Consider the following 12,317-nt stretch of genomic DNA (forward strand, 5'->3'; position numbering starts at 1 on the left):
CGGCCGCCACTCCACGTAGAGGCGCCAGCCCCCGGTCTGGGGCACCGGCTCGGTGACGGGATCGACCATCGTGCCCGCGCTCGCGGAGACGTCGGCCGTGATCCCGGAGGCGCCCGCGAGGCCGGGCCCCTCGAAATCCACCACGTAGAGGCGGCGCTCGGGGCTCGGCGGGTTCGTCGGGCGCAGGCGCTCGGCCGAGCCGACCCGCGTCGAGACGACCCGGGCGAGGGCGCCGGGCATGCCCGGCGCCGGCTCCGCCCCGATCGTGGTGAGGCCGTAGGCGAGGGCGAGCGGGCGGCCCGGCGCGACGGACCCGCGCGGCACGAAGGCCGCCACGATGTTGTCCATGTACTCCTCGCGCGAGGGGATCTCGAAGAGCTGGACCTCGCCCGCCGCGAACGGCCCCGCCTCGCCGCCCGGCTCTCGCCCGCCCGGCTCGACCCAGAGGCCGGGCCGCGCCTCGTGGCGGGCCTGCACGTCGAGGTAGGCGGAGAAGCTCCGCTCCCGCTGGAGCAGGCCGAACCCCTTCAGGGGCTCGGCGCGGAAGGCCGAGACCTGCGGCGCGCGCCGCCCGTTGACGAGGGGCCGCCAGAGCCGGTCGCCCGGCGTCTCCACCACGAGCCCGTCCGAATCGTGGACCTGGGGCCGGAAGTCGTCGAACCCTTCCGCGCCGCGGGCGCCCGGCCCGTTCTGCCCGTGCACGAACATGCTGGTGAGCGGGGCGAGGCCGAGCCGCTCGATCGGCCGGCGCGGGTGGAGCGCGGCGTCGACCCGCATCCGCGAGGGTGCGCCCGGCTCCACGACGAAGCGGTAGGCGCCCGCGAGGCTCGGGCTGTCGAGGAGCGAGAGGACCGTGATCGCCCGCGCGCCGTCCTCCGGCTCGCAGATCCAGTGGGCCACGAAATCCGGAAACTCCTCCGGCGCGGGCAGGCCGGTCCCGATCGCCGCGCCGCGGGCCGAGAGCCCGTATTCCTGGCCGGCGCCCCGCAGACGGAAGTAGGAGGCGCCGAGGAAGACGAGGAACTCCTCCTGCGCCTCCGGCCGCGAGCGGTCGAAGGCGTAGTGCAGGCGGAAGCCCGCGAAGCCGAGGCTCGCGGGAAAGCGCGCTCCCGCGAGCCCCGGCCCGAGATCGAACAGGCGCGTCTCGTAGGGCACGGGCCGCGGCGGGCCCTGCCGCGGCTGGACGAACAGGTCGACGCGCTTGCGCTGCAGGAAGCCCCGGTGGAAGAGCTGGGCCGAGAACAGGTCGTTCAGGCGCAGGCTCTCTCCCGCCCGGAAGGCGATGGCGCGGTAGCCGTCGTAGCTGAGGGAGGCGAGTTGCGGGGGCAGGTCGTCCGCCTGCGACCGGTAGGGCGCGGCGGCGAGCGCCGCGGCCCGGGCGCCCAGCGCCTCGAAGCTCATCGGCCCCGCCGGCTCCTGAACCGAATCGCCCGCCATCGTTCTGGCGACATTCAGGTCGAAGGCGCTAGGTAGGATCGTGCCGGCAGCCGCGGTCAAGCCTGTCCGAAGTCCCGATCGCAGGAGACGGCGGCGGGAGAGCGCGGCGGGCTCGCCGGCGCTGGGGTCGGCCGGCTCGGCCGGTCCCGGTTCGACGTCGCGTCTCTCGGTGCGCTCGCTCATCGGCCTCTCGGGTCTCCGGTGACGGGTGGTCGGTGTCCCTCCTCGCTCGAGTTTCACGCCCCCCATGTCCACCACACCGTTGTCGCACGAGGACCCGGCGGTCGAAATCCCGCCGGACACGGTTTCGCCGGCCGGGCCGCTGGCGGCCACGCCTTCCCGGACGAAGCCGCTTCCGGCCGAGCTGACGGCGGAGGCCGCGGCCCCGGGCGAGGTCCGCGAGGTCTGGCACCCGGACGGACGGCGCTCCGCGCTCCTCCTGCGCCGCCTCGCCCTCGCCGTGCCCTCGCTGGCGACCGGGCTCGCCATCGCGGCGCTGGCGGTCGCGGCCTACGGGCCGCAGGCGGGCTGGCTCGCGGGCGCCGTGCTGGTGCTGTTCTGCCTCGTGATGGGATGGCAGTCCTTCGTGGCGTGGCAGTACCTCTACGGCCTCGTCGCGGCCGTGCTCGGCGACCGGGCGCGGTCGGCCCTGGAGCGCCGCTCGGACGTGGTGCCCGCCCGCGCCACCGGCCTCAGCCGCACCGCGGCCGTGGTGGCGATCCACGCCGAGGACGCGGTCGCGGTCTTCGCGGCCTTGCGCGTGATGGCGCGCTCGCTCGCCCGCGAGGGCGGCAACGGCTCGGACATCGACATCTTCGTCCTCTCCGACACCCGCGACGGCGCCATCGCGGCGGTGGAGGAGCACGAGTTCGCCCGCATCGAGGCGTGGCGCCGGGCGAACGGGCCGGGCCTGCCGCGGATCCGCTACCGGCGGCGGCACGAGAACGTCGGCCGCAAGGCCGGCAACATCGCCGAGTTCTGCGACACCTACGGCCACGAGTACGACTTCATGATCGTGCTCGACGCCGACAGCCTGATGACCGGCCAGGCCATGCGCCGCCTCGTGCGGCTGATGGAGGAGAGCCCCCGGGTCGGCCTGATCCAGACCGTCTCCTACGCGGCCGGCCGGGACACCCTGTTCGCCCGCATCCAGCAATTCGCGGTGCGCCTCTACGCGCCGCTGGCGCTGCGCTGCCTGGAGACCTGGCAGGGACCGGACGGCAGCTACTGGGGCCACAACGCGATCCTGCGCATCGAGGCCTTCGCCGACAACGCGCAGCTCCCCGTGCTGCCCGGCCGCGCGCCGCTCGGCGGCGAGATCCTCTGCCACGACATCGTGGAGGGCGCGTTCCTGCGCCGCGCCGGCTGGGAAGTGCGCCTGCTGCCGGAGATGGGCGGCACCTGGGAGGAGATGCCCACGAACCTCGTCGACCTGCTCGGCCGCGAGCGGCGCTGGTGCCAGGGCAACCTGCAGCACATGCGCGTCGTGCCGATGCCGGGCCTCGTCGCGGCGAGCCGCTGGCACCTCCTCGTCGGCATCCTCTCCTACGGCGTGCTGCCGCTCTGGATCGCCTTCCTGGCGGCCGGAACGGTGCTGGCCGCCAAGACCGGCGACCTCGGCCTCCTCGCCTACGGCCTGACCGGCTCGGGGCTCGCCGCGCACGCGCTCGCCGCCCTCTGCATCGCCGTGCTGGCGCTGCCGAAGGTGCTGAGCCTCGGCCACGTCCTCGCCTCGCCCGAGCGGCGCGCGGCCTTCGGCGGCACGGCCTCGCTCCTGAAGAGCGCGGCCCTGGAGCAGATCGTCTGGGTGCTGCTCTGGCCGGTGATGACGCTGTTCACCGCGGGCGCCGTGCTCTCGACCCTGGCGGGCCGCGTGGTGCGCTGGGACGCGCAGGTGCGCGACGACCGGCACGTGCCCTGGTCGGAAGCCTTCCGGCTGCAGGCCGACGCGGTGGCGGTCGGGGCCGCGCTCGCCCTCGGGCTGGCGCTGGCCGGCGACCTCTGGCTCGCCCTCTGGATGGCGCCGCTGGCCTTCGCGCTGATCACGAGCCCGGCTCAGAGCGTGCTCACGAGCCGGGCCGATCTCGGCCGCATCGCGCGGGCCCGCGGCCTGTTCCTCACCGCCGACGACACGGACCAGGCGCCCGAACTCGCCGAGCTCGCACAGAGCCGCGCCTCGCCCGTCGCGGCGGTGCCGGCCACCCGCGAGGCGCAGGCGCCGGTCCGCCTCGCCGCCGAGGAGGCGTGACGGCCTACTGCTTGTTGAGGACGTCGATCGGGTTCGTGCGGTCCTTCGGCGAGGGCTCGCGGGTGACGTCGCCCGCCCCCGTCTCGCGGCTGCCCGTGGTCTTCTGCGGGGAGCCCGGACCGGCCGTCGCCGCCCCGCCCCCGCCGGACTGGGTCGGCACCGTGCCGCTCGCCAGCTCCAGGCAGGTCACCATCTCGACGTAGGACGGGTAGCCGCCCGCCTGGAACTGCTGCTCGCACTGGCGCTTGGCGGCCGACGAGTAGTCGCCCCAGCGCCGCTCGGCCTCCTTGCGGGCGTCGCGCTCGGAGCGCAGGCAGCCCTCGACGCTCGCGTTGTCGCTGACGCTGACCTCGGCGCGGGCGGCCGACTTGCAGGTCGCCTCGATGTCGAGGCTGGGCGGCCCGCCCGCCGCAGCGGCGGGGCCGGCGGCGAGGCCGAGGCACAGGAGCGCGGCGGCGCCGCGCAGAGCGGATCTCAGGTCTCTCATCACGCGTCCTCAGGTCTCGGCGCGGTGTCGCCGGCACGCGGGCACAACGCGCGGGAGGCCGGATCGACGCAGGGCGGGACCGCGAAATGTCGAGGTTTCCCTCAGGCCCGCGGATCCTCGCCCCCGTGCGCGGCCCAGAGTGCGGCGTCGAGGTCGGCGAACAGGTCGCCCGGATCCTCGAGGCCGGTCGAGAGGCGCAGCAGGTCCGGCGGGCAGGGCGAGCCCGGCCCCTCCACGGAGGCGCGGTGCTCGACGAGGCTCTCGACGCCGCCGAGCGAGGTCGCCCGCTTCCACAGGCGCACCCGCGCCGCGGTGCCGACGGCTGCCGCCTCGCCGCCCCGCACCCGGATCGACAGCATGTAGCCGAAGCCGCCCTCCATCTGGCGCGCCGCCACCGCGTGGCCGGGATCGTCGGGCAGGCCGGGATAGAGGACCGAAGCCACGAAGGCGTGGCGGCGCAGGCGCTGCGCGAGATCGAGCGCGCTCGCGGCCTGGGCGGCGGCCCGCAGCGGCAGGGTGCGCAGCGAGCGCATCAGCAGGTAGGCCTCGAAGGGCCCGAGGATCGCGCCGCCGTTCGCCCGGATCGCACCGATCCGCTCCCAGAACGCGTCGGCGCGGCCCGCGGCGAGGACGCCCGCCACCACGTCCGAGTGGCCGTTGAGGATCTTGGTGGCCGAGTGCATCACGATGTCGGCCCCGAGCGTCAGGGGCCGCGTGTGGATCGGCGAGGCGGCCGTGGAATCGACCGCGAGCCGCGCCCCGGCGGCGTGCGCGATGTCGGCGGCGCCGGCGATGTCGGTGATGGTCCAGAGCGGGTTGCCCGGCGTCTCGATCCAGACGAGCTTGGTCCGTCCGGGGCGCATGGCGGCGCGCAGGGCGTCGAGATCGTCCGTGTCGACGAAATCGACCGTGAGCGTGCGCCGCGGCGCCTCCTCCCGCAGCCAGCGGCGCAGGGCCCAGTACATCACCCGCGGCGCCACCGCGTGGTCGCCGGGCTCCAGCGCCGTGAACACGGCGGTCGCGGCCGCCATGCCCGAACCGAACAGGAGGGCGCCGGCCTCCGCGCCCTCCAGCATCGCGATCACCGACTCGGCCTCGCGCACCGTCGCGTTGTCGGGCCGGGCGTAGGAGAAGCCGGAGCTGTAGGCGTTGTCCGGGTCGCGGATGAAGGTCGTGGAGACGTGGAGGGGCGCCACCACGGCCCGCGTCACGGGGTCGATCCGCCCCATCGCCTGGGCGGCGAGGCTGCGGCGCGACGGCCCGGGCGCCCGGCTCGGGCCGGCCTCCGTCCCGGTCTCGTCCTGCGGCGGGATGATGGAGGACATCGCGATCTCCTGCGGCGCGGGCCGCACTTGCTTTCGGGCGGATATTGCCGCCTGACACGAAGTGGCGCGGCCCCGCAACCCGGCGGGGCGGCTCCACCGACCCGAGGAGCACGCATGCCCGCGGCCACGCACGTTCCGGACGCGCCCGCCCTGTCGCCCTGGCTGCGGCTCGCCGCGGCGATCCTGCCCGTCATCGCCACCGCCCTGATCGGCTCGGCCGCCACGCAGGAGAACATCCCGACCTGGTACGCGGGCCTGAACAAGCCGAGCTTCAACCCGCCGAACTGGGTGTTCCCGGCGGCCTGGACGATCCTCTACTCCATGATCGCCCTCTCCCTCTGGCGGCTTCTCGGCGCGATGCCGCGCACCGGCCCCTCGCGCCGGGGCTGGTGGCTCGCGCTCGCCGCCTTCCTCGTGCAGCTCGCCCTGAACGCCGCCTGGAGCCCGGTCTTCTTCGCGGAGCACGCCATCGGCGCGGCCCTCGTCGTGGTGGTGATGATGCTCGTGATGGTGCTGTGGACGATCCGCCTGTCCTGGCGGTTCGACAGGCTCGCCTCGTGGCTGCTCGTGCCCTACGCCGCCTGGGTCGCCTTCGCGACGGTGCTCAACGCGGCGATCCTGCGCCTCAACTGAGAGTCGCAGTAAACGAAGGGTTTTCACGTGAGACAGGCATGCGGCGCCGGGAGCGCGCGGGCCTGACGTCACGCCGGTTGGAGGCCGCGCTCCGAGCCGCTACACGGTCCCTCCGACGCGAGGGAGGGACCGCATGACCAGCATCACGCAGCGCATCGCCGCGGAACTCGGGGTCGGCGAGGGGCAGGTCAGGGCGGCGGTCGAGCTGCTCGACGGCGGCGCCACGGTCCCCTTCATCGCCCGCTACCGCAAGGAGGCGACGGGCGCCCTCGACGACGCGCAGCTGCGCGGCCTGGAGGAGCGTCTCGGCTACCTGCGGGAGCTCGAGGCCCGCCGGACCGCGATCCTCGACAGCGTGCGCGAGCAGGGCAAGCTCGACGCAGGGCTCGAGGCCCGCATCCGCCAAGCCGACACCAAGGCGCGGCTCGAGGATCTCTACCTGCCCTTCCGGCAGAAGCGGCGCACCAAGGCGCAGACCGCCCGCGAGGCCGGGCTCGGGCCGCTCGCCGAGACGCTGCTCGCCCGGCCCGAGCAGGCGCCGGAGGCCGCCGCCCGACCCTTCGTCGATGCGGGCAAGGGCGTCGCAGACGCCGAGGCCGCCCTGGAGGGGGCGCGCGCCATCCTGATCGAGCGCTTCAGCGAGGACGCGGAGCTCGTCGGCTCGCTGCGTGAGACCACGTGGCAGCGCGGCCGGCTCGGTGCCGCAGTCCGCAAGGGCAAGGAGGCGGCAGGCGAGAAGTTTGCCGACTATTTCGATTTCTCGGAGGCGCTGACGAAGCTGCCCTCGCACCGCATCCTCGCCCTGTTCCGCGGCGAGAAGGAGGAGGTGCTCGACCTCGCGATCGGCGACGCGCCGGGGGACGCGCCGGCCCCGAACCAGCCGGGCTGGCAGGAGCTGCGCATCGCCAAGGCCTTCGGCATCGCCGAGCGGGGCCGGCCGGGCGACCGCTTCCTCGCCGAGACCGTGCGGCGCGCGTGGCGCACCAAGCTGAAGCCCGCCCTCGACACCGACCTGCGCGCCCGGCTCTGGGCGGTGGCCGAGGCGGGGGCCGTGAAGGTCTTCGCGGGCAACCTGCGCGACCTGCTCCTCGCCGCGCCCGCCGGCCCGCGCCCGACGCTCGGGCTCGACCCCGGCTATCGCACCGGCGTGAAGGTCGCGGTGGTGGACGCCACCGGCAAGGTCGTGGCCACCGACACGATCTACCCGCACGAGCCGCGGCGCGACTGGAACGGCGCCCTCGTCTCCCTGGCCAGGCTCTGCCGGACGCACCGGGTGGAGCTGATCGCCATCGGCAACGGCACCGCCTCGCGCGAGACCGACCGTCTGGCGGCCGAGCTCGTCGCCAAGCAGCCGGACCTGCGGCTGACCAAGGTGATGGTCTCGGAGGCGGGCGCCTCGGTCTACTCGGCGAGCGCCTACGCCTCGGCGGAGCTGCCCGGCCTCGACGTGACGCTGCGCGGCGCCGTCTCGATCGCCCGACGCCTGCAGGACCCGCTGGCCGAGCTCGTGAAGATCGAGCCCCGCGCCATCGGCGTCGGGCAGTACCAGCACGACCTCGCGGAGGGGAAGCTCGCCCGCTCCCTCGACGCGGTGGTGGAGGATTGCGTGAACGGCGTCGGCGTCGACGTCAACACGGCCTCGCCGCCGCTCCTCGCCCGGGTCTCGGGGCTCACCGAGCGGGTCGCCGGCAACATCGTGGTCCACCGGGACGCGAACGGCCCCTTCCGCAGCCGCTCGGGCCTGAAGAAGGTGGCGGGCCTCGGCCCCAAAGCCTACGAGCTCGCCGCCGGCTTCCTGCGCATCCGCGGGGGCGACGACCCCCTCGACGCCTCCGGCGTGCACCCGGAAGCCTATCCGGTGGTGCGCAAGATCCTCTCCGCCACGGGCCAGCCGATCGAGGCCCTGATCGGCAACGGCGCCCTGTTGCGCGGCCTCGACCCCAAGCGTTTCACCGACGCGAGCTTCGGCCTGCCGACCGTGACCGATATCCTGGCCGAGCTGGAGAAGCCCGGCCGCGACCCCCGCCCCGCCTTCCGCACCGCCACCTTCCAGGAGGGCGTCGAGACGATCCGGGACCTGAAGCCCGGCCTGCGGCTCGAAGGGGTGGTGACGAACGTCGCCGCCTTCGGCGCCTTCGTGGATATCGGCGTCCACCAGGACGGGCTCGTCCACATCTCGATGCTGGCCGACCGCTTCGTGAAGGACCCGCGCGAGGTGGTCAAACCCGGCGACGTGGTGCAGGTGCGCGTCCTCGAGGTCGACGTCGCGCGCAAGCGCATCGCGCTGTCGATGCGCTCGGATGACGGCGCGGCGCGCCCGGGAAGGCGGGAAGAGGGGCGGCGAGAGGAGCGGCCGGCGGGCGGCCAACCGCCCGCATCCCGGGCCGGCGGACCGAGCCCGCAGGCCCGGCCGGAGCCGGAAGGCGCCCTCGCCGAGGCGCTGCGGCGCGCGGCGGCGGGGAACCGGGGCTCCGGGGGACGCGACCGTTAGGGGCTGCGGCGCGCGGTCGTTCGCCCCGAAACCGGCCGAGCGGGAATGGTCTCACATCCGCGTCTCCGGCCCCGGCTCCTCCTCGCCCGCCGGCCTGTCGTCGTCGCGGGCGCGGTGAAGGAGGAAGATCGAGATCACCATGGTCAGGATCAGGACGGCCAGCACGCCGAGCTCGATCATCGAGGCGCGGAACAGCGCCTCCTTCTCCGCCGACCATTCCTTGGCGTGCATGATCTCCGAGGATTGGAGCGTGATGACGAGGACGCGCCGGATCGAGGCGATCAGCCCGACGATCAGGAAGGGCTCGCAGGTGAGCTTGCCCGAGCGCATCGACACCCGCACCGTGTGCAGGATCTCGACCAGCATCAGCAGGAAGAGCAGCCGGTCGACCACTTCGAGGAGTTGCGGCGCGCCGCCCAGCGCGTGCATCGCGTGCCAGGTGAGGCCCGTCGCGTCGACCAGGGCGAGGATCGCGGTGACCGCGAGCAGGAGGCCGAGCACGGCGTAGATCGCGTGCTCGGTGTGCAGGAAGACGAAGGCGGAGACCCGCGTCAGGCGGCCCTCGTGCTGCGGAGCTTCGGCCATCGCCCGTCCTCCCCGGTCAGCGACCATCAGGAGGGAGATAGCGCGCCGCGCCGCCCGGCGACGGGGGCAGCGCGACGCGGCCGATCAATTCTCGCGTGATCGGGCAGGCCGGCCGGAACCGTCAGTGGAACAGGTGGAGGGCGTGCGGCGCGAAGTAGCCGAAGCCGAGGAGGGCAGCGCCCACGAGCCCGAGCAGACCGCCCGCGAAGACGAGCGCGACCACGCCCGTGATCACCTCCGCCGAGGCCAGCACGATGCCGATCTGGAAGGCCGCCGAGGCCAGCTCGTAATGGTGGTAGCGCTCGAGCGCGAGGTCGCGCTTCTCCTGCGCGGCCTGCGCCTTGGCCGACAGCTCCTTGCGGCCCTCGCCCGTGGCGGGCTCCGATTCCCAGCGGGCGAGCGTCTTCGCCCACTCGGCGCGCTTGGCCTGCACGGCCTCGGCATTGGTGCCGGGCGGCAGCAGCGCCACCATCTCGTCGACGGTCTTCACCGTGGTGCTGCGGATGGTGCGGGCCTGGAAATAGGCCCAGAGGTTCGACGCCTCGATGTTGGCGCCGAGCGCGTCCGTCTGCGCGGCCTTGCCCAGCGTCTCGCTGAAGGCGAGGAACAGCGCCAGGACCGAGATGAGCAGCGCGACGCGCTTGTTGGACCCCTCGACCGCCCCGTGACCACCCGACATGCTCTGAGCCCCCGTTGATTCGTCGGGGCGGAGTCACAGCCTATCCGGGGCCCGGAGGCAATGCGGCAGAGCTCGCGGCCGGGCGCGGGCAACGCTTTCTGGAGATCGGACCGATGCGGCTGCAGATTCTCGGGTGCGGGGACGCCTTCGGCTCGGGCGGGCGCTTCAACACCTGCTTCCACGTGAGCCCGGAGGGGAGCGGCGGGAGATCCGCCTTCCTGATCGATTGCGGCGCCTCGAGCCTCATCGCCATGCGCCGCTTCGGCGTCGACCCGAACGGGATCGACGCGGTGTTCCTGACCCATCTCCACGGCGACCATTTCGGCGGCCTGCCCTGGCTGATCCTCGACGCTCAGCTCGTGAGCCGGCGCACGAAGCCGCTCGTGATCGCCGGCCCGCGCGGCACGGGCGCGCGGCTCGCCGCCGCGATGGAGGCGCTGTTTCCGGGCTCCGGCACGGCGCAGCGCGCCTTCCCGGTGGAGATCGTCGAGATCGCGGCGGGCCTGCGTTCCGAGGTCGTCGGTGCCGGCGTGACGCCGTTCTCCATGAGCCACCCGTCCGGCGCGCCCTCGCTCGGCCTGCGGATCGAGGCCGGCGGCCGGACCGTGAGCTACACCGGCGACACCGAGTGGGTGGAGGATCTGATCCCGCTCGGGCGCGAGGCCGACCTGATGATCGCGGAGGGCTACACGGTGGAGCGGCCGGTCAAGTTTCACCTGAACTGGGCGACGCTCGCCGCGCGCCTGCCCGAGATCCGGCCGAAGCGCCTCGTGCTCACGCACATGAGCCCGGAGATGATCGCGCACGACCCCGCCGGCCGCTACGTGGCGGCCGAGGACGGGATGGTGCTGGAGATCTGAGCCCTACTCCGCCGCCTCGACGAAGACGGTGCCGGCCCGCGGCAGGTCGAGGGTGTCCCAGGTCTCGGCCAGCGCCGCGGTGAGGCGGGCGATGCTCGCCTCGTCGTGGAAGGGCGAGGGGGTGATGCGCAGGCGCTCGGTGCCGCGCGGCACGGTCGGGTAGTTGATCGGCTGGATGTAGATGGCGTGCCGCTCCAGGAGGTGGTCGGCCGCCGCCTTGCACAGCTCGGCGTCGCCCACCATCACGGGCACGATGTGCGTCTCGGTATGCAGCACGGGCAGGCCGGCGGCCTCCAGCGCCGCCTTGGTGCGGGCGGCCTGGCGCTGGTGCGCCGCGCGCTCGGTCTGCGAGCGCTTCAGGTAGCGCACGGAGGCGCGCGCCGCCGCGGCGATGGCCGGCGGCAGGGCGGTGGTGAAGATGAAGCCCGCCGCGTGGCTGCGCACGGCGTCGCAGACCAGGCTCGAGCCCGTGATGTAGCCGCCGACGCAGCCGAAGCCCTTGGCGAGCGTGCCCTCGATCACGTCGACCCGGTGCATCACGCCGTCGCGCTCGGCGATGCCGGCGCCGCGCTCGCCGTAGAGGCCCACGGCGTGCACCTCGTCGAGGTAGGTCATGGCGCCGTAGCGGTCGGCGAGGTCGCAGATCTTCCCGATCGGCGCGACGTCGCCGTCCATCGAGTAGACGCTCTCGAAGACGATCAGCTTGGGCCGGTCGCCGGCCGCGATCAGCAGTTCCTCAAGATGCGCGAGGTCGTTGTGACGGAAGACGCGCTTCTCGCATCCCGAGTGGCGCACGCCCTCGATCATCGAGTTGTGGTTGTAGGCGTCCGACAGGATCAGGCAGTTCGGGATGAGCTTGGCGATCGTCGAGATGCCGGCCTGGTTCGAGACGTAGCCCGAGGTGAAGACGAGGCCCGCCTCCTTGCCGTGGAGGTCGGCGAGCTCGCGCTCGAGGTCGACCAGCGGCGAGGTGTTGCCCGCGATGTTGCGGGTGCCGCCCGCGCCGACGCCGCAGCGCTCGGCCGTGCGCGTCATGGCGCCCACCACCTCGGGGTGCTGGCCCATGCCGAGGTAGTCGTTCGAGCACCAGACCGTGATCTCGCGGACCGAGCCGTCGGGCTTGCGCCAGTTCGCGGTGGGGAAGCGGCCGGCGATGCGCTCGATGTCGGCGAAGACGCGGTAGCGGCGCTCGCCGTGGAGCCGGTCGAGCGCGGCGCGGAAATGGCCCTCGTAATCGGTCCTGCTGCCTGGCGCGGGGGTCGTGGCGGTGAGCGTCGTGTGCGCGGGCATCCGGTTCAAAGGCTCGTCCTTCGCGTGGCTGACCGGGTTCCGCACGGCTGGTCCCATCGGCTGGTCCCAAGGCGGCCCGGGGCGGTATCGTCGAGGAGGGCCCGCTCGTCCGAGCCCGCGGCGCGGGCGACCTTGGGATTCAAGGCCCAGCCCGATCTCGCATCAGGGTGAGGGTGTTTCCTTAAGCGACCGTCTTGGAGGGCGGCGTCTCGCAGAGGAAGATACAGGCGGATTTGGAATCGGTTCAAGGTGCCTTCCGGCATCCCTGCTTTGCACCTTTCG

General features: G+C 73.6%; 10 protein-coding genes. 4 read left to right on the forward strand and 6 right to left on the reverse strand.

Annotation, left to right across the window (positions count from 1 at the left end):
* Positions 1–1,401, reverse strand: a 1,401-nt coding sequence (locus MOX02_RS04295; RefSeq protein WP_147024601.1) for an OpgD/OpgG family glucan biosynthesis protein, incomplete at its 3' end; no start/stop codon positions are given.
* 283 nt (positions 1,402–1,684) lie between these two features.
* On the opposite strand from MOX02_RS04295, the gene mdoH reads away from it, so the two are divergent.
* The gene (mdoH, locus tag MOX02_RS04300) at positions 1,685–3,685 is read left to right on the forward strand and encodes a glucans biosynthesis glucosyltransferase MdoH (protein ID WP_147024523.1); all 2,001 of its coding nucleotides are present in this window, start codon (positions 1,685–1,687) and stop codon (positions 3,683–3,685) included.
* A 4-nt stretch (positions 3,686–3,689) separates the two neighbouring features.
* Here the strand turns inward: mdoH and MOX02_RS04305 are convergent, their stop codons facing one another.
* Complete coding sequence (locus tag MOX02_RS04305; protein ID WP_147024525.1) at positions 3,690–4,172, reverse strand: hypothetical protein; 483 nt, start codon at positions 4,170–4,172, stop codon at positions 3,690–3,692.
* A gap of 101 nt (positions 4,173–4,273) precedes the next feature.
* Entirely contained in the window at positions 4,274–5,497 is a 1,224-nt protein-coding gene (locus MOX02_RS04310) for a trans-sulfuration enzyme family protein (RefSeq protein ID WP_147024527.1), read from the reverse strand.
* A gap of 114 nt (positions 5,498–5,611) precedes the next feature.
* Between MOX02_RS04310 and MOX02_RS04315 the strand changes: the two genes are divergently transcribed.
* Both MOX02_RS04315 and MOX02_RS04320 read left to right on the forward strand, forming a co-directional pair.
* Positions 5,612–6,130, forward strand: coding sequence for a TspO/MBR family protein (locus MOX02_RS04315; protein WP_147024529.1), 519 nt, complete (start codon positions 5,612–5,614; stop codon positions 6,128–6,130).
* A gap of 133 nt (positions 6,131–6,263) precedes the next feature.
* Positions 6,264–8,621: a Tex family protein gene (locus MOX02_RS04320; RefSeq protein WP_147024531.1), complete on the forward strand. Its 2,358-nt coding sequence runs from the start codon at positions 6,264–6,266 to the stop codon at positions 8,619–8,621.
* A gap of 51 nt (positions 8,622–8,672) precedes the next feature.
* Here the strand turns inward: MOX02_RS04320 and MOX02_RS04325 are convergent, their stop codons facing one another.
* Both MOX02_RS04325 and MOX02_RS04330 read right to left on the reverse strand, forming a co-directional pair.
* Positions 8,673–9,206: a phosphate-starvation-inducible PsiE family protein gene (locus MOX02_RS04325; protein WP_147024533.1), complete on the reverse strand. Its 534-nt coding sequence runs from the start codon at positions 9,204–9,206 to the stop codon at positions 8,673–8,675.
* 121 nt (positions 9,207–9,327) lie between these two features.
* Complete coding sequence (locus MOX02_RS04330) at positions 9,328–9,885, reverse strand: DUF4337 domain-containing protein (RefSeq protein WP_147024535.1); 558 nt, start codon at positions 9,883–9,885, stop codon at positions 9,328–9,330.
* Positions 9,886–9,998: 113 nt separating this feature from the next.
* Here MOX02_RS04330 and MOX02_RS04335 point away from each other — a divergent pair, with 113 nt between their 5' ends.
* Positions 9,999–10,745, forward strand: coding sequence for an MBL fold metallo-hydrolase (locus MOX02_RS04335; protein WP_147024537.1), 747 nt, complete (start codon positions 9,999–10,001; stop codon positions 10,743–10,745).
* Positions 10,746–10,748: 3 nt separating this feature from the next.
* On the opposite strand, the gene hemA is transcribed toward MOX02_RS04335, so the two are convergent.
* A complete protein-coding gene (hemA, locus tag MOX02_RS04340; RefSeq protein WP_147024603.1) occupies positions 10,749–12,035 on the reverse strand; it encodes a 5-aminolevulinate synthase in 1,287 nt (428 codons plus the stop codon).
* Positions 12,036–12,317 lie beyond the last annotated feature (282 nt).

Source organism: Methylobacterium oxalidis, from assembly GCF_007992195.1.
Classification (GTDB): domain Bacteria; phylum Pseudomonadota; class Alphaproteobacteria; order Rhizobiales; family Beijerinckiaceae; genus Methylobacterium; species Methylobacterium oxalidis.

Bases quoted from the DNA above. Each gene is read 5' to 3' on its own strand.
- MOX02_RS04330 (WP_147024535.1), bottom strand. From the start codon at position 9,885: ATGTCGGGTGGTCACGGGGCGGTCGAGGGGTCCAACAAGCGCGTCGCG.
- MOX02_RS04335 (WP_147024537.1), top strand. From the start codon at position 9,999: ATGCGGCTGCAGATTCTCGGGTGCGGGGACGCCTTCGGCTCGGGCGGG.
- hemA (WP_147024603.1), bottom strand. From the start codon at position 12,035: ATGCCCGCGCACACGACGCTCACCGCCACGACCCCCGCGCCAGGCAGC.
- mdoH (WP_147024523.1), top strand. From the start codon at position 1,685: ATGTCCACCACACCGTTGTCGCACGAGGACCCGGCGGTCGAAATCCCG.
- MOX02_RS04310 (WP_147024527.1), bottom strand. From the start codon at position 5,497: ATGTCCTCCATCATCCCGCCGCAGGACGAGACCGGGACGGAGGCCGGC.
- MOX02_RS04315 (WP_147024529.1), top strand. From the start codon at position 5,612: ATGCCCGCGGCCACGCACGTTCCGGACGCGCCCGCCCTGTCGCCCTGG.
- MOX02_RS04320 (WP_147024531.1), top strand. From the start codon at position 6,264: ATGACCAGCATCACGCAGCGCATCGCCGCGGAACTCGGGGTCGGCGAG.
- MOX02_RS04325 (WP_147024533.1), bottom strand. From the start codon at position 9,206: ATGGCCGAAGCTCCGCAGCACGAGGGCCGCCTGACGCGGGTCTCCGCC.
- MOX02_RS04305 (WP_147024525.1), bottom strand. From the start codon at position 4,172: ATGAGAGACCTGAGATCCGCTCTGCGCGGCGCCGCCGCGCTCCTGTGC.